The sequence below is a fragment of the Burkholderia sp. WSM2230 genome (assembly GCF_000472445.1).
Classification (GTDB): domain Bacteria; phylum Pseudomonadota; class Gammaproteobacteria; order Burkholderiales; family Burkholderiaceae; genus Paraburkholderia.
Genome location: NZ_AXAJ01000003.1, coordinates 75,921 through 93,268, shown reverse-complemented (window position 1 = coordinate 93,268; position 17,348 = coordinate 75,921). Strand labels below are relative to the sequence as shown.

Annotated in this window: 14 protein-coding genes; 2 read left to right on the top strand and 12 right to left on the bottom strand. The window is 64.4% G+C overall.

The features are described 5' to 3' along the window. The first annotated feature begins 69 nt into the window (after positions 1 to 69). Positions 70 to 1,884, top strand: a complete 1,815-nt coding sequence (locus A3AC_RS0108855; RefSeq protein ID WP_025598423.1) for a putative bifunctional diguanylate cyclase/phosphodiesterase — start codon at positions 70 to 72, stop codon at positions 1,882 to 1,884. A gap of 91 nt (positions 1,885 to 1,975) precedes the next feature. Continuing rightward, positions 1,976 to 3,433: an HDOD domain-containing protein gene (locus tag A3AC_RS0108850; protein WP_025598422.1), complete on the top strand. Its 1,458-nt coding sequence runs from the start codon at positions 1,976 to 1,978 to the stop codon at positions 3,431 to 3,433. A gap of 225 nt (positions 3,434 to 3,658) precedes the next feature. Here A3AC_RS0108850 and A3AC_RS0108845 read toward each other — a convergent pair whose 3' ends face one another. The 12 genes from A3AC_RS0108845 to A3AC_RS0108790 all read right to left on the bottom strand — a co-directional run bounded on the left by A3AC_RS0108845 (position 3,659) and on the right by A3AC_RS0108790 (position 17,186). After that, complete coding sequence (locus A3AC_RS0108845) at positions 3,659 to 5,044, bottom strand: EAL and HDOD domain-containing protein (protein WP_025598421.1); 1,386 nt, start codon at positions 5,042 to 5,044, stop codon at positions 3,659 to 3,661. Between the two features lie 301 nt (positions 5,045 to 5,345). After that, positions 5,346 to 6,140 (bottom strand): ABC transporter substrate-binding protein, encoded by a 795-nt coding sequence (locus tag A3AC_RS0108840; RefSeq protein WP_025598419.1) that lies wholly within the window; start codon positions 6,138 to 6,140, stop codon positions 5,346 to 5,348. 283 nt (positions 6,141 to 6,423) lie between these two features. Beyond that, complete coding sequence (gene astE, locus A3AC_RS0108835) at positions 6,424 to 7,482, bottom strand: succinylglutamate desuccinylase (RefSeq protein ID WP_025598418.1); 1,059 nt, start codon at positions 7,480 to 7,482, stop codon at positions 6,424 to 6,426. Beyond that, positions 7,466 to 8,806 (bottom strand): N-succinylarginine dihydrolase, encoded by a 1,341-nt coding sequence (gene astB / locus A3AC_RS0108830; protein ID WP_025598417.1) that lies wholly within the window; start codon positions 8,804 to 8,806, stop codon positions 7,466 to 7,468. The genes astE and astB overlap by 17 nt, the downstream gene beginning before the upstream one ends. A 9-nt stretch (positions 8,807 to 8,815) precedes the next feature. Beyond that, positions 8,816 to 10,279, bottom strand: a complete 1,464-nt coding sequence (astD, locus tag A3AC_RS0108825) for a succinylglutamate-semialdehyde dehydrogenase (RefSeq protein WP_025598416.1) — start codon at positions 10,277 to 10,279, stop codon at positions 8,816 to 8,818. A gap of 2 nt (positions 10,280 to 10,281) precedes the next feature. Further along, entirely contained in the window at positions 10,282 to 11,319 is a 1,038-nt protein-coding gene (astA, locus tag A3AC_RS0108820; RefSeq protein WP_025598415.1) for an arginine N-succinyltransferase, read from the bottom strand. Beyond that, positions 11,316 to 12,374 carry an arginine/ornithine succinyltransferase subunit alpha gene (gene aruF / locus A3AC_RS0108815; RefSeq protein ID WP_025598413.1) on the bottom strand — a complete coding sequence of 353 codons (1,059 nt, stop codon included), beginning with the start codon at positions 12,372 to 12,374 and terminating at the stop codon, positions 11,316 to 11,318. Before aruF ends, astA begins: the two co-directional genes overlap by 4 nt. A gap of 80 nt (positions 12,375 to 12,454) precedes the next feature. Next, entirely contained in the window at positions 12,455 to 13,690 is a 1,236-nt protein-coding gene (locus A3AC_RS0108810; RefSeq protein ID WP_025598412.1) for an aspartate aminotransferase family protein, read from the bottom strand. Between the two features lie 133 nt (positions 13,691 to 13,823). Next, entirely contained in the window at positions 13,824 to 14,873 is a 1,050-nt protein-coding gene (locus A3AC_RS0108805; protein ID WP_025598411.1) for a GlxA family transcriptional regulator, read from the bottom strand. 33 nt (positions 14,874 to 14,906) lie between these two features. Beyond that, positions 14,907 to 15,698, bottom strand: a complete 792-nt coding sequence (locus A3AC_RS0108800) for an ABC transporter ATP-binding protein (RefSeq protein ID WP_025598410.1) — start codon at positions 15,696 to 15,698, stop codon at positions 14,907 to 14,909. Between the two features lie 80 nt (positions 15,699 to 15,778). Continuing rightward, complete coding sequence (locus A3AC_RS0108795; protein WP_025598408.1) at positions 15,779 to 16,492, bottom strand: ABC transporter permease; 714 nt, start codon at positions 16,490 to 16,492, stop codon at positions 15,779 to 15,781. Between the two features lie 4 nt (positions 16,493 to 16,496). Continuing rightward, positions 16,497 to 17,186 carry an ABC transporter permease gene (locus A3AC_RS0108790; RefSeq protein ID WP_025598407.1) on the bottom strand — a complete coding sequence of 230 codons (690 nt, stop codon included), beginning with the start codon at positions 17,184 to 17,186 and terminating at the stop codon, positions 16,497 to 16,499. Between the last annotated feature and the right edge of the window lie 162 nt (positions 17,187 to 17,348).

Sequence of the window (17,348 nt, the reverse complement as noted above, 5' to 3'; positions counted from 1 at the left end):
TTCGCCGCCCTCGAGAGGCGAACGGCAAGCCGCCCCGCCCGCAGACGAACACAGGTTGCCACCACACACATGGAAGCGAACAGGATCACCGCGCCCCGTCAGGGCTCCTTGCGCACGGTCGTCGGCCGGCTTCTCGGGCTTGGCCGGCGCGTCGAGGACAAGCCGCAAGCCGGGCCGCCCGCCACGCCGCAACTGGAACAGGTGGTCGGCGCCGTGGACCTGCTGGCGCATGTGGACAGCGAGCTGCGCTTCCTCTACGTGTCCGACGCGAGCCTGCGCTTCATCGGCTATCACCGCGAGTATCTGGAGACGATCACACTGCATGAGTTGGTGGCCGAGGCCGACGCCGCGCGTCTCGACGCGCTGCTCGAGCGCGCGCTGACCAGCGGCAATGTCGAAAAGGCGACGCTCGGGCTCATCAAGTCGCTGACGTATCCGATCACCGTCGAATTGCGCGTGGTGCGCAGCAGCCATAACGGCTCGGACGGCTTTGCGATTGCCGGTTTCGACGTGTCGGCCTGGCGCGCGAGCGAGGAGCGCCTCGTCGAGGCGCTGCATCAGGACCGGCTCACCCATCTCGCCAACCAGTCCGCGCTGATTCCCGCGTTGCTGGAGGCGCAACAGCAGGCCGACGCGCACGGCACACCCGCCGCGCTGCTGCTGCTCGACATCGACGATTATCAGCGCGTGAACCGCGCGCTCGGCTACGACGCCGGCGACGAAATGCTGCGCGACACCGCCCGGCGCATTCTCAACATGACGAGCCCGAACGAGACGGTGGCCCGCGTAGCAAGCGACGAGTTTGCGATTCTGGTAAAGCCCGCCGCCAACCGCACAGACGCCGCCGCGGCCGCCGAAGCGCTGGCACGGCGCCTCTTGACCGCGATCCAGCAGCCGTATGTGTTCAGCGGCCAGCAGGTGCACCTCTCGGCAAGCATCGGCATTGCGCTTTACCCGGACGTGCGCCACGCGAACGACACGGCCGCGCACGACTCGCATCTTCTGCGCTGGGCCGACCACGCGTTGTTGCAGGCGAAGGCGGCGGGCGGCAACACGCTCGCGTTCTATGTGCCGGACGACAACCCCGCCGACGCCGAGCGCCTGAAGCTGGAGGCGGACCTCTACGACGGTGTGCGCAACGGCGAGTTCTCGCTGCACTTCCAGCCGATCACGAGCAGCCGCACGCACGGCGTGGTCGGCGTGGAGGCGCTGATCCGCTGGATGCATCCGGTGCACGGGCTCGTGCCGCCGTCCATGTTCATTCCGCTTGCGGAGTCGGTCGGGCTCATCAACTTCCTCGGCAACTGGGTGCTGAAGGTGGCCTGCATGCAGTTGATCCAGTGGGACGCGCGGGGCATCTCGCTGCAATACGTGGCGGTCAACGTGTCGCCGCAGCAGTTCCGCGATCCGCGTTTCAAGGACGCCGTGCGCGAGGCGATCGACCTGACCGGCATCGACCCGCGGCGCCTCGTCTTCGAAATCACCGAGAGCCTGCTGATGCACGACCCCGCGCACGCCAAGGTGCTGCTCGAAGATCTGACGGCCATGGGCATCCGCTTTGCCGTCGACGATTTCGGCACCGGCTATTCGAGCCTGGCTTACCTGCAACGGTTTCCCCTTGCAAAGCTTAAGATCGACAGGAGTTTTGTCGAGAATCTGCTAACCTCCCGGAACGACCAGGCGATCGTCAGCGCGGTGGTCGGCCTCGCCCAGACGCTCGACCTGGAACTGGTCGCCGAAGGCGTCGAAACGGAAGCGCAACGCAGCCTGCTCACCGAGATGGGATGTGACCACATTCAAGGGTGGCTCGTCTGCCAGGCGTTGCCGTCCGACGAACTGGCGCAGCGTTTCGAAGCGCGCTCGCTTCATCTGCACAGCGCTTAGCGGTGCCGGTCAAGCACTCAAAGAGCGGCATAAGCCGGCCTCGCGCCGGCATGGCATTCATTGGAACACGTATGGCTTTTGCGGGACTCACATGGTAAAGGCGGCGGTGCTCGACCGGCTCTGGACGCGAATGAGCGAGCGCGGCGATTTCCCCATGCTGTCGCAGTCGTTGCGCACCACCATGGCGGCAATGAACAACGACGACCTCGACTTCACCGGCCTCGTCCAGGTCGTGCTGTCGGACTTCGCATTGACGCAAAAAGTGCTGCGCCTCGCGAACTCGGCCATGTATATGGCGTTCGGCGGCAATATCACGACGGTTTCGCGCGCGCTGATGGTGCTCGGCATGGACGCCGTCGGCCATCTCGTGGTCGGCCTGAAGATCGTCGATCACTTTCATCACAGCGCGCCGCGCCGCATCGACGCGAAGCTCGAACTGAACCGCACGCTGCTCTCGGGCTGCGTCGCGCGCAAGCTGACCGAACGCGGCGATCTGCGCGCCGGCGAGGAAGCGGTGGTCTGCACGCTGATGCGGCAGATCGGCAAGCTGCTGGTGGTGTTCTATCTCGACGCGGAATGGGATCAGATTCGCCGCCACATCGAGAGCGGCACGCTGGAAGCGGATGCATGTGTACTCGTGCTCGGCGTGACGTTCGACGAAATCGGCGAAGAAGCCGCGGTGCGCTGGCGCCTGCCCGACATGATCCGCTCGGGCATGGGCGAGTTCGATCCGCAGGACACCGAGCAGCCGCGCCAGGTGCAGTGGCTGCGCGCCATCACCAATTACTCGACGGCAGTCGCCGACGTCCTCACGCAGCAGAACGTGCCGGACTTCGAGCGCGAAGAGCGCATTGCCGAACTGGCGCAGGAATATAGCCGCGCGCTGAACACCGACCCGGAAGCGCTGCTCGAAATGAGCGTTGCGCTAGCCCGCGAGGAAGGCGGCGACGGCGTGATGCGCGAGATCGTCGAGCTGCGCGCGAACGCGGACGCCATGGCTCGCGAGGCGCTCAATCCGGAAGCGCGCATCGCGGCAGGCGTCGAAGATCTGCGCAATCTGCCCGACACCAGCTCGCTCGCGCCGGCTCTCGGCATGGCATCGGAAACGGTGCTCGCGGCACTCGGCTTTGCGCGCACCGTGGTGTTCGTCAAGCACAGCAACGGCACGTTCCGCGCGCGTCTCGGCCTCGGCCCGAAGATCGACGCGGCGCTGCCCAAGCTCACCTTCAGCTCGGCGTTCGAGCCCGACGTGTTCCACCTGGCAATCGCGAACTCGGTGGGCATCTTCATCGAAAATGCGCGCGATCCGAAAATGGTCGCGCGGCTGCCCGAGTGGTTCCGCCGTTCCTTCGACGACGCCCGCGCCTTCGTGCTGCTCCCGGTGGTAGACGAAACGGAGCAGACCGTCGCGCTGCTTTACGGCGACTGGTCACACACTCAGGAGCCACGCCGCATCTCACAGAAGGAGATGAGCGTGCTGAACGAACTGGCCAAGGAGTTAGGCCGTTTTTTCGGCCTGGGGCAGATGCGGGAAATGGAGACGATGTAAAGACGTGGCGTGATCGTTGATCACATCGCGTAAGTTCTCCGGATTCTGTGTTTGCCCGACGCCAGGTTTTTTAGTGACGGTTTTTTAGCCGACGGTTTTTTAGCCGACGGGTTTTAAGCCGACGGGTTTTAAGCCGAACTTCGCAGCTGATTTTTGCAATCAGGTTTCGCAATTGAGTTTCGCAGCCGGCATGCGCTCCATGCCGGCGTGCTTCCCAAAGCGGCCTCAGTCTTCGATTCTTTCGAGACCTTCCGCGCTGCGGTCCGCGACGCCCGCCCAGGCGCCGGCCGCGAGTCCCATTTGCGCGAGCTCTTCCACCGTCAACGGCGCAAGCTGCGCGCACAGCGCAGCCAGCCTGTCCCATGCGCCGTTTTCCAGCGCCTCGACGGCAGCGAGCAACTGCCCGAGCACGCCCTCGCGATGCAGAATGGCCGCCTGGATCGGACGCGACAGCGTCAGCACATTCAATGTGCTTTCGAGCGAGCCCCCGAACACCGCGTCGACGAATGAAAACACGCCGGTGAGAAACGCCGCGTCGGCTTCGTCGCGGCCGGCGTCCGGCAGACGCTCGATGGCCAGTTCCATGAAACGCGCGCGGGTCGCCGCGAGCTGCAGCAACGGGTCGTCCTCGAGCGCGACCTTGCGGCCGTCCGCATACAACAGCAACTGCGTCCAGCGCGCGATGCGGTCGGTGCCGGTTGCATTGATCGCCTCGCGCAGCGTCGTCACTTTATGGCCGACGGCGAAACCGCTCGAATTGGCGAGCTTCATCAGATGCATCACCAGCACGGGGTTGAGCTTGAGCTCCGCTTCGAGCTGCGCGACCGTCGGGTCGCCCGCGAGCAATTGCAGCAGATTCAGGAGCGCGTGGCGTGGCGCGCTCACGCGGCGCGTCATCGAGGCTTGCGGACGCGCGAAGAAATAGCCCTGGAAGCGGTCGAAGCCCAGGCCGTGCGCCGTTTCGAAAGCGGCTTGCGCGTCGAGGCCCGAGGCGATCAACAGCTTGCCCGCCGCCTTGAGCACACTCGTCAGCTTGGGCAACAGCGCGGCGGGCGCGCGCGTGATGTCGATCTTGATGGCTTCCGCGTAAGGCAGGAGCTTCGCAAAAGTCTCATTGGGCTGCGTGACGTCGTCGAGAACGAAGCGATAGCGCCGGCCATGCAGCAGCACGATGCGCGCGATCAGTTCTTCGTCGACGTGGATGTCATGCGGCAGTTCAAACAGAAAGCGCTCGGCGGGCAGGCGCTCTATCGCGTCGTCGAACAGCATGTCGCGGCTCGTGTCGATGTACGCCGGATGCCCGGTCAGCGCGCCGCGCACATTGCCCTCGACGAGTCCGCGGATGATCGCGCGCGCAACGCGCTGCGCCGGTGTGGGCGCGCGGCCGGCTCGCGCGTCGCGGTGGTCGGCTTCGCCACCGGTGTCGTCCTGCGTGTCCGGGTCGAAATCGGCCAGCGCCTCTGCCGGCCATTCCGGCGCGCGTATCTTGAGCTCATAGCCGCACAGCATGCCGTCCCGATTCAGGATGGGCTGCCGCGCGAAACTGGCGTTCAACTGCGTATCGTCCGCGGCACCCGTACGGCCCGGATTCCCGACTGCAATAGTGCTCATTGTGATCCCCCGCGAGGCGCCCCCGGCGCTTGCTGCTGGCTTGTGGTTATCGCCGCATCACCATGCGCGCGGCGTGTTTATCGTTTGCATCGCGTGTTGTGACGGCAGTGTGCCAGCGCAGCACGCCCGGCGATTCTAGCGCAGCCCGTCTTGCGCGGGCATGTCGTTCAAGCAATATCTGGAAATATCTGGCAGCACGCGACGGACATGAACCGCGCCGTGCGAGCAACGGCGCGCCCCCATGCAAAACGGCCGCAAGCAGCGGCCGTTCTGGATGTTGTTCGAGCATCGAGGCACAGCGTTACTTCAGCACCACCTTCACGTCGAAGTATTTCGCCGCGAAGCGGTCTATCGTGCCGTCGGCCTTCAGTTCCTTCAGCGCCTGGTTCAACGCGTCCTTGAGTGCCTTGTCGCCGCGGCGGATGCCGAAGCCGACGCCCGCGCCGAGCAGCTTCTCGTCGCTGACGGCCGGACCGGCGAACTCGAAGCCCACGCCTTGCGGCTTCTTCAGAAAGCCCTTGGACGCCGCTTCCGCGTCCTGGAACGACGCATCGAGACGGCCCGAAGCGAGGTCGGCGTAGATCTGATCCTGCGTCTGGTACGGCACGACGTCGACGCCGGCCGGCGCCCAGCGCGCCTTCGCATACGTCTCCTGAATCGTGCCCTGCAGCACGCCGACGTGCTTGCCCTTCAGCGACGCGGCCGTCGGCTGCAGACCGCTGCCCTTCTTCGCGATCATCTGATTCGGGATCGTGTAGATGGGATCCGTGAAATCAATCGCCTGACGACGCTGTTCGGTGATCGTCATGTCCGAGTTGATCGCGTTGAACTTGCGCGCCTGCAAGGCGGGAATCAGGCCGTCGAACGAATTCTCGACCCACACGCACTTCGCCTTCAGCTTCGCACACACGGCATTGCCGACGTCGATGTCGAAACCCTGCAGTTCTCCAGATGGCGACTTCGATTCGAACGGCGCGTAAGACGCCTCGACACCGAAGCGCACTTCCTTGATGTCCGCCGCCATGGCCGAACCTGCCGTGATCGCTGCCGTCGCGAATAGCGCGAGCGCAGCCGTGTTTCGCCAATTCATCTTCATTACGGGTGTTCCTCTACGGTATTGAACAAGACGGAGCCGAATCCGGACAGGCATGATTGCCGCGCCAAAAATGCGATTCAAACTCGCGCGGCCGCTGTGGTGCAGCGCAGCAGCCGCGAGGCGGGGATTGTACAGGCTCGGGTGCCGCGCCTGCGGGCAGTTCATACCGCCGCATTGCTGGGAACGTGCGGCGGGCCGACGTGCAAAGCTGCAACTTGATGTCGCGCTGGCGCAAACAATCGCATGCAGGCGCAGGCGCCAGCGCCGCTTGAGACTCGCGCCGCTAGACCAGCGCGGCGTGCGTGTCCTCAGTGGTCTCGATCACCATCAAGCCGGCGCGCAGACCAGGCTTCACGATCGCATTCGGAAACACGAGGCGCTCTTCGTCGTGTTGCACGACGTAGCGGTAGTCCCCATCGCGCGCGAGCAGGGTGTTTCTGGCGAATGGCGTGAAGTTCGCGACATCCGCCGTGACCAGCAATTCGAATGCATCGCTTTGCTTGGTGATCTGATCGATCACCGTGAAAGCGCGCGGCAACTGCGCGTCGCCACGCCCATTGGTGCCGGCAAGCAGATGACGCAGCGCCTCGTCCGCACCGGCAAAGCGCGTGAGATCGTTCTGGCCGAATGGGCGCACCTTGCCCAGTTCCAAAGTGCAGGCCTCGGCCCCGCATGTCTGCGCCGTGAAATGCGAATACGTGTTGCCCTTCGTGGTATGCAGCAGCACAGCGCTGATGTGCGCTTCGCCCAGCCATTCGAACATTGCCCGCGAAAACGGCCTGCCGGTATGCGGAAGCAACGCGAAGCGCTCGAATGCCGACGCGCGGATCGCCGTGTGCATGTCGATATGCCAGCGTGCACCGGGCTCATCGGAAGCCGCGGCGAAGAACCGCGCGGCCGCCTGCTCGAGCGCCGCGGCGCGTGGTGCCTCGCGACTCTGCGGCAATTGCAGATGACGGCCGCTGAAGAGCCGGTTCAGATCGTCGTCGCGATAACGGCACGCGTCGCGCATCGCGTCGACGTTGCCGAGAATCACCAGCAGACGGCACGTCAATGCGGCCTCGCCGCGCGCAATGTCGCGCACCAGGTGCGAAAGCAGTTCGATGGGCGCGGTTTCGTCGCCATGCACGCCGGCCGACGCGAGCACGCTGCGCGTGTTGGCAGCGAGCACGGCGGGCTCGATCAGCAGCACGCCGTCGTCGAGCCACGACCAGCGCACGCCTTCGGCACACGTGCCTTGCATTGCGCTCGCGGCAGGCCGCTTGCCCGCAAGCGTATAGGCGAGGAAATCGTCCAGCATCGCGGCTGGCTCGCCGCGCCGAGCGTCAGCGCTGGAAGTCATAGAGCGATCCGAGTCCGAGAATCTGCGTGAGTTCATCCAACGCGGTGCGCGACTCGGCGAGCAATTGCGGATCGGCCAGGTCGGTCGGCGCGAGACGGTCGCGATAATGCTTTTCGATCCACGTATCGAGCCGGCCGAACAACGTGTCGTCGATCCAGACGCCTCGCGTGACCGCCGCGCGTTCCGCGTCGTTCAACACCACACGCAGACGCAGACACGCCGGACCACCGCCGTTTTTCATGCTCTCGCGCAGGTCGAACACCAGCACTTCGTCGATGGGACCGGTATGCGACGTGAGCTCGTCCAGGTACGCGGCCACGCGCGGATTCTCGCGGCACTCCTGCGGCACGACCAGCACCTGCTTGCCGTCGGGTCGCGTCAGCAACTGGCTGTTGAACAGATACGACGAGACCGCGTCCGCGACGCTCAGCTGCGCGTCCGGCACTTCGATCACATCGAATCCGGCGCTCACGCCCGCGAGCTTCGCGCGCAATTCGTCATACACCGCGCTCTGCTCGACGAATGCAAGCTCGTGACAGAACAGCGTAGTGCGATTGCCCACGGCGATCACGTCGTTATGAAAGACGCCCGCGTCGATCACGTCGGGGCTCTGCTGCGCGTACACCGTCATCTCTTCGTGCAGACCATGACGATGCGCGACCGCGCGGCTCGCCTCGAACGTCTGGCGTGCGGGAAAGCGCTTCGGCTCCGGCCCGCGGCGATATTCGCTGCGGCCATATACGAAGAATTCGACACCACGTGCGCCATATTCCGAGCAGAAGCGGGTGTGATTCGCCGCACCTTCGTCGCCGAGCGCGGGTGTGCCGGGCAAGGCCTCGTGCACGGCAAAGCGGTCGGCGTCGCTGAAAATGGCGCGCAACGTGCGGCGCGTGGATTCGTGTTCGATTGCGCGATGCAGCTTGCTGCACAGATTCGCCGGCGTGAAATGCACGCGGCCGTCGTGTGTGTCGGCGGAAGGACTCACGGTCGCCGCATTCGCGGTCCACATTGCCGAAGCCGAACTCGCCGCGGCCAGCAACTCAGGTGCGTTCTTCGAGACGCGCGCGATCACCGTTGCGTCGTCGCCCGAAAAGCCCAGTTCCCGCAACAGACGCATCGACGGACGCTCCTGCGGCGGCAACACGCCCTGATGAAAGCCGAGATCGGCCAACTGCTTCATCTTGCGCAGACCCTGCTTCGCGGCCGCCTTCGGATTTGCAACCGACTTCTCGTTGTTCTGCGACGCGACGTTGCCGAACGACAGCCCCGCGTAGTTGTGCGTCGGGCCGACCAGGCCGTCGAAATTGGCTTCAGTGGCTTGCATCGTCGATCCTTAGAATTGAAGGCCCGGCGAGACGCTCGCGGGCATTTGCAGTTGCGCGCTTTCGACGGAAGCCATCGGGTACGCGCAGTAATCGGCTGCGTAATAGGCGCTCGGCTGGTGGTTGCCGGAACGGCCCGGCCCGCCGAACGGCGCGCCGGACGAGGCGCCGTTGGTCGGCCGGTTCCAGTTGACGATGCCCGCGCGGATGGTGCGCTGAAAATGCGTCCACAGCGATTCGTCGTCGGCAAGCAAGCCTGCGGAAAGACCAAACTGGGTGTCGTTGGCTTTTTCGAGCGCCTCTTCGAAGCTGTCGTAACGGATGATCTGCGCGAGCGGTCCGAAATGCTCCTCGTCGGGCAGGTTCTTGACGGCGGTTACGTCGAGAATGGCCGGCGTGACGAAGCCGAGCTGCGGGTCGCGCTGCTCCATTTTCAGCAACGCTTGCGCGCCGCCGCCAAGCAGACGTTCCTGTGCCGCGACAAGCCGGGAAGCCGCGCGCGCCGAAATCACCGCGCCCATGAAAGGCTGCGGCTCGGCGTTGTATTCGCCCACACTGATACGCGAGGTGACCTCGACGAAGCGCGCGAGAAAGCGCTCGCCGAACGCGTCATTGGGCACAAGGATCCGGCGCGCACACGTGCAGCGCTGCCCCGCCGACAGAAACGCCGACTGGATCGTGTGATGCACGGCGGCGTCGATATCCGCGACCGGACCGATCACGAGCGGATTGTTGCCGCCCATCTCGAGCGCGAGCACGATCTCCGGGCGCCCGCCGAACTGCTTGTGCAGCAATGTTCCGGTGTCCGAACTACCGGTGAAAAAGAGTCCGTCGATCTGCCGGTGATTCGCGAGCGCAATGCCCGTGTCTTTCTCCCCTTGCACCAGATTCAGCACGCCCGCCGGCAAGCCCGCATCGCGCCAGATCTGCACGGTCAGCGCGGCCACGCCGGGCGCCAGTTCCGACGGCTTGAACACGACCGCATTACCCGCGATCAACGCCGGCACGATATGCCCGTTCGGCAGATGTCCGGGAAAGTTATACGGCCCGAACACCGCAACCACGCCATGCGGACGATGCCGCAGCACCGCGGTGCCGTCCGCCATCGGCGAACGCTTTTCGCCGGTGCGTTCGTTGTAGGCCTGAATCGATATCTCGACTTTCGCAGCCATCGACGCCGCTTCGGTCCGCGCTTCCCACAGGGGCTTGCCTGTCTCGCGGCCAATCGCTTCCGCAAGCGCCTCTTTGCGTTCTGTGACGAGCGCAGCGAAGCGGCGCACCACGGCGCAACGTTCGTCGAGGCTCGCCGCCGACCATGCCGCGAATGCGCGGCGCGCGCTGCGCACTGCGCGATCCACGTCGTCCGCGGACGCGCTATTGCCTTCCCATACGGTCGCGCCAGTACCGGGGTTACGCGACGCGAATGCGGGACCTGTGCCGGCGGCCCATTCGCCGTCGATAAAAAGCTCGCTCATGATCATCCTTGTTTGTGTTTCAGCGGCAGCACCCGCACCGGGTCGCCTGACTTGACGCCGAGTGCCGACGCTTCGAGCGCGTTCATCCGGAACACGCCGTCTTGCGGCACGCCGGCCGCGACGCCCACGCGAAAATCGCCAAGCGACGTATTCGACACCATGGAACGCGGCGCATCCTGCGGCGCGCCCGCGGGCACGTCGGCAATCTCGGCTGGCACCAGCACGCTTTCGCGCACCGTGCGCAAGTCGGAGATGTGGCATTCGAGCACCGGACCGGCGTCGAAAATATCGACGTGGTTCTCGTAGCGCAGCCCTTCCGCTTCGAGCATGCGCCGCGCGGGAATCGTGTCGCTATGCGTGAGCCCGACGCATTGCTGCGCTTCTTCCGGCAACAGTTCGACATACACCGGATAGCGCGGCATCAGCTCCGCGAGAAACGCCTTGCGGCCGTGAGAGCTGAGATAGTCCGCCGCGTTGAAGTCGATCTGATAGAAGTGCGAACCGACCGCGCGCCAGAACGGCGACGTGCCCTGCTCGTCGAAATGGCCGCGCAATTCGGCGCACAAACGCTGCGGAAAGCGCTCGCGGAACTGCGCGAGGAACATGAAGCGCGAGCGCGACAGCAAGCCGCCCACGCCGCTCGTGCGATAACGCGGGCTCAGAAACAGCGAGCACACCTCGGCGTAACCCGTCAGGTCGTGCGAGATGTTGAGCGCGCGCATGCGGGTCCAGATGCCGAGGTCCTGGCTCGCATGCACCACCGTGCTCACGCGATAGTTGTAGAACGGCTGCTGCAGCCCGACCGCTGTTTCGATGCCGCAGACGCCCGCGACATCGCCCGTTTGCGTGTCTTCCATCACGAAGAAATAGCCTGCCTCGTGCGGCGCGGCCTTGTCTTCCATGGTGCGGCGGGCGCGTTCGACGCGTGCGGCGAGCGCCTCGCGATCCGGCTTGAAGGTAGTGAGCCCTGGGCCGGTTTCCTGCGCGAGCCGCATCAGCGCGTCGACATCGCCTCGTTGCACAACGCGAACGACGATCATTGTGCATCTCCCGATTGTTCTTCGTCTTGCGGCCGATGCAGCGGCACGCAGCGCACCGCATCGCCATCCTGCACGCCGAGCGCGGTGCGTGCCGCATGCGCGAGCGGCGCGCCTTCATTCTTCGCGGCCGGCAGATCGCCGAGCACGCAGCGGAATTCGCCGTCCGCGCCGTTGTGGGCGATCAGAAACGCGGAGCCGCTCGCGGACGCCGCGCTCTCGTGCACCACGCGCGTTTCGTTGCGCGTGACGCACGCACTCCGGTCCACCTGCGCGGTGAGCACCGGGCCTGCATCGAAAATATCGATGAAGCGGTCGGTCTCGAAGCCTTCCTCGAGATGGATCTCGTACGCGAGCAAGGCGTTCGCGTCCGGCTCGCCCAGCACGCGCTGCGCCGCTTCCGGCAGCAAGGGTACATAGATCGGATACGTGGGCATCACTTCGGCGATAAACGTTCTGCTGCGCCCGCCTGATTCGATCTCGATGTCAGCGAAATCACGGCCGAAGAACTTGCGCCCGACAGCTTCCCAGAACGGCGACACGCCGTTGTCGTCGGTCACGCCGAGCAGCAGCGAAAACACCTCCGGCGTAAAGCGCTTGCGATTGGCGGCGATGTACATCATCCGCGCGCGCGACAGCAGATGCGCGGCGGCGTCGCCGCGCAGCGACGGATCGATGTAATAGCCCGCGAGCCGGCTCTTGCCGGTCAGTTCGTGCGACATGGTGAGCGCGTGAATCTTGCGGTTCACATGCAGCTCGCGCGACGCATGAATCAGCGCGTCGTTGCGAAACGCGTAGAACGGATCGGAGTAGCCCGCCGCCGCGACGATGCTCGCCGTGCCCATGAGCTTGCCGGTCTCGCTGTCTTCGAGCACGAACAGATAGAACTCCTCGCCCGGAAAGTCGACGTCCGCGCGAAACGAATCTTCCGACAACGCGACGCGTGCTTCGAGCGCGCGCCGGTCGTGCGGCAGTGAATGCAGCACCGGCTGTGCGGTGCGCGCCATGTGTTCGAGCGCATCGAGATCGGCGAGGCGGCCGGGGCGTACGAAGAGCATCATCGTTCCTGTTGAGTGTGACGCATCAATGCGACCCATGAATGTGACCAGTGAGTCAGTGCAATGCGTTGAACGCGCGGTTATTTCGACGCCGCTTCGGCCTTCACGCCGACCACTTCGGCGATGGCTTTCGCGAGCCGCTCGAAGCCCTCGTTCATGTCGTCAAGCGGCATGATCAGCGACGGCACGAAGCGCAGCACGTCCGGTCCGGCCATCAGCATGATCACGCCATGCTGGCCCGCGGCCGTAACGAAGTCTTTTGCGCGGCCCTTATAGGCGTCCGTCAATTCCGCGCCGATCAGCAAGCCCTTGCCGCGCACCTGCTTGAAGAGGTTAAAGCGCTCATTGAGTCTCGCGAGATGATCCTTCAGCACTTCGCTGCGCGCGCGCACGCCTTCGAGCAGTTGCGGATCGCTGACGAGCTCGACCACTTTCTCCGCAATCGCGGAGCCGAGCGGATTGCCGCCATACGTGGTGCCATGCACGCCGACCTTGAAATGCGCGGCCAGTTCGTTCGTGGTGAGCATCGCGCCGATCGGGAAGCCGTTGCCGAGCGCCTTCGCGGTGGTGAGGATATCCGGCGTCACGCCGGTGTCCTGGTAGGCGTAGAAGTAACCGCTGCGGCCAACGCCGGTTTGCACTTCGTCGAAAATGAGCAGGGCGCCGTGCTGATCGCAGGCTTCGCGCAGCGCCTTGAGGAACGCGGGATCAGCCGGAATCACACCGCCCTCGCCCTGAATCGGCTCGACGATCACCGCGCAGGTCTTCGCGCCGATCGCCTTTTTCGCAGCCTCTATGTCGTTATAGGGCAAATGGACGATGCCTTGCGGCACTGGTCCGAAACCTTCCGAGTACTTCGGCTGGCCGCCCACGCTGACAGTGAAGAACGTGCGGCCATGAAACGACTGCGCAAACGAGACGATTTCGAATTTGTCGGCGCCATGACGTTCGAATGCGACGCGGCGCGCGAGCTTCAGCGCCGCTTCGTTCGCTTCGGCGCCCGAGTTCGCGAAGAATGCGCGGTCGGCGAAGGTCAGGTCTTCGAGACGTTTCGCAAGACGCAGCACCGGTTCGTTCGTGTAGCCATTGCCGATGTGCCAGAGCTTGCTGCCCTGCTCGTGCAGAACTTTCAGCAGTTCGGGATGCGCATGACCGAGCGCGGTGACGGCGATGCCGCCGGCGAAGTCGATATAGTCGCGCCCTTGCGTATCCCAGATGCGTGAGCCGAGACCGCGGTCCGGCACGAAGGCGGCGGGCGCAAACACCGGCACCATGACTTCGTCGAAGGTCTTGCGTGTCACAGTCAGGTCGTTCATGGCAAATCCTCGTTACAGGTGAGAGGTAATACAGGTAGTGTAGGAAACCGCACGCAATACGTCTTGCGCATAGGCGACGCTTTCTATGGGGTTCCATCGCGACGCGTACTGCTGGCGGCGCGTCGCGCGCGTTCTAGTCCGCGAAATCCGGCCGCTCGATCAACGCGCCCGCGCGCGGCTCGCTCGCCGCGGCGCCGCTCGCGCCGGTCTGCCGATCGATCCAGTTGCGGCGATCTTCACGCGGCGTCACGCCGAAGCGCTCGCGGTATGCATTCGAAAAGTGCGCCGCCGACGAAAACCCGCAGGCCAGGCTGATCTGCACGACGGACTTGCTGGTGCGCTGCAATTGCGTGCGCGCTTTGGAAAGACGCAGGCCCAGATAGTATTTGGACGGCATCGAGCCGAGATACTGGCGAAAGAGGCGCTCGAGTTGCCGCCGCGATACGCCGACGAGGCCCGCGATTTCATCGGTGGTGAGCGGGTCTTCGATATTCGCTTCCATCAGCAGCAAGGCATCGTTCAGCCGCGGATGGCGCTCGCCCGGCGCGGTCACGAACGGAATGCGCTGACGCTCTTCGCCGGCGCGCAACACGCCGACACCGAGCGTGTCCGCGATGCGATCCGCGAGTTCGGGGCCGTGATCCCGGCCGATCATCGCGAGCATGAAGTCGACGGTCGCCTGACCGCCCGCGCAGGTCGCGCGATCGCGGTCGATTTCGAAGATCTGCTGCGTGACGATGGAGCGCTCGAACTGCTCGGCGAACTGCTGATAGGTTTCCCAGTTCACGCTGACGCGATAGCCGGACAACTGCCCTGCCATGGCGAGCCACCACACGCCGTGGTGAATGCCAGTGACGAGCGGCGTGCGTTGCCCGACCCGCGCGAGACTCGCGAGAAACAGGCGATAGTCGGCAAATTGCTGAAACCGTTCGGTGATCACGATCAGCCAGTCGCATGCAATCGCGTCGCCGAACGCGGCGTCTGCCGGCCATTGCGCTCCGCCGGCGAGCGGCACGGCACGGCCGTCCCACGAGCAGACCTGCACGCGGTACAGCGCGCGGCCGTCGATTTCATTGGCGAGATTGAGAGCGTCGACAATCGGCCCGACTCCCGACATCGACACGGGCGGCAATGCGACGATCGCAACCTGGGTGGTGCGTGCGGGACTGGACGTGCGGGCCATCGGCTGGTCTACGACGCTGCGGCGCGGCGCGCGTTACTTCAGGCTGCCGGAGAGGAACTGCTTGAGCCGCTCGCTGCGCGGCGCGCTCAATACCTCGGCGGGCAAACCCTCTTCTTCGGTGCGGCCTTGATGCAGGAACATCACATGGTTCGACACGTTGCGTGCAAAGCCCATTTCGTGCGTGACGACAATCATCGTGCGCCCTTCTTCGGCGAGCTTCTGCATGACCTTGAGCACTTCGCCGACCAGTTCGGGGTCGAGCGCGGAAGTCGGCTCATCGAACAGCATCACGTCCGGGTTCATTGCCAGTGCCCGCGCAATCGCGACACGCTGCTGCTGCCCGCCCGACAGATGCGCCGGATACTGTTTTTCAACGCGCGGCGCGAGGCCCACCTTCTCCAGATATTCACGCGCCCGGTCTTCGGCTTCGCGGCGCGGCACGCCGAGCACGTGAATCGGCGCCTCGACGACGTTCTCAAGCACGTTCATATGCGCCCACAGATTGAAGTGCTGGAACACCATCGCGAGCTTCGTGCGAATGCGCTGCAACTGCTTGTGGTCGGCCACTTCGAGATTGCCGCCGCGGTCGGTCTTCGTCTTGACCGCTTCGCCGTCGACAACGATCTGCCCCGCGTTCGGCCGCTCGAGAAAATTGATGCAGCGCAGGAAGGTGCTCTTGCCCGAGCCGCTTGCACCAATGATGCTGATCACGTCGCCCTTGTTCGCGTTCAGCGATACGCCCTTGAGCACTTCGTTGTCGCCATAGCGCTTGTGGATGTCCTGCACGGCGAGCTTGCAAGCCTGGGTTTGAGTGGTGTGGAGCAAGATGCTCTCCCTTTGAGAATACGGATCGAGGATTCGACGGCGCGCTCGCGAACGCGCCGCCCGCTGCCAACACGGCGCGCTCAGTGCCTGCGCACCGCCAGATAACCGAGCCAGTGACGCTCGGCGCGGCGAAACAGCGCGACGAGAGCGAACGACACCACGAGGTAGATCAGCGCCGCGAGGCCGAATGCGTCGAACGACTGGTAGGTCGCCGAATTCGCGTCGCGCGCCACCTTCAGAATGTCGGGCACGGTGGCCGTGAACGCGACCGTCGTGGCGTGCAGCATCAGGATCACTTCGTTACTGTACAACGGCAATGCGCGGCGCAGCGCGGACGGTATCACAATGCGGCGGTACATCGTGAACCAGCTCATGCCATAGGCGCGCGCGGCTTCCACTTCGCCATGCGAGGTCGAGCGGATCGCGCCGGCAAAAATCTCCGTGGTATACGCACAGGTGTTCAGCGCAAACGCGAGAATCGCGCAGTGAAAGCCGCTGCGGAAAAACGCATCCAGCAGTTCATGCGAGCGCACGAATTCGAGGCTGTACATGCCGGTATAAATCAGCAGCAACTGCACGTACAGCGGCGTGCCGCGAAACACATAGGTGTAAAGGCGCACCGGCGTCGAGAGCCAGCGCTTTTTCGACACGCGCGCGACCGCGAGCGGGATCGCAAGGCAAAAACCGATGCCGACCGAGGCGACCAGCAGCCACAGCGTCACCGCGAGCCCGGACATACGCTGGCCGTCCCAGTAGAGGAACGCGCGCCAGAATTCGTTGAGAATGTCGATCATGGTCCTAGAGCTCCGCGTGCCGTACGCCGATCGAATAGCGGCGTTCCAGCCAGATCAGCGCGAGGTTCGAGACAGTGGTCAGCGCGAGATAGATCAGCGCCGCGATCAGAATGAAGAAGAACATGTTGAAGGTGCTCTTGCCCGCGTCCTGCGCGGCCTTGACCACGTCCGCGAGACCGATGATCGACACCAGCGCCGTCGCTTTGACGAGCACCTGCCAGTTGTTGCCGATGCCGGGCAGCGCGAAACGCATCATCTGCGGGAAAAGAATGCGCGCGAATACGCGGGCGCCGCTCATGCCGTATGCACTACCCGCTTCGAGCTGGCCGCGCGGCACGGCGAGAAACGCGCCGCGAAACGTCTCGGTGAAGTACGCACCGTAAATGAAGCCGAGCGTCAGCACACCGGCCACGAATGGATCGATGTCGAATTGCGGCAGATCGAATGCGTCCGTCAGATTGTTGACCGCGATCTGGATGCTGTAGAAAAGCAGCAGCATCAGAACGAGGTCGGGCACCGAGCGGATCAACGTCGTATAGCCGGTGGCGAGCGCGCGCATCGGCCGGTTGAGGGAGAGTTTCGCCGCCGCGCCCGCGAGCCCGAGCAGCACGGCGGCCGCGAGCGACAGGACCGACAGTTCGACTGTCTGGATCGTGCCGGCCAGCAACACCGGACCAAAGCCGTATAGCACCACGCGTGTCTCCATCCAGGTTCGTTTGAACATTGCCGTGGATGCAGTCGGCTCGTGCCACCCCGACTCATCAGGCATGGCGCGGAGTCTCGCAAGCGAAAATTAAATTCTCAAAGGCGGGCGCGCGCTTTGCTGCGTCGCAGCAAGCGACGCGCGAGGCATGCT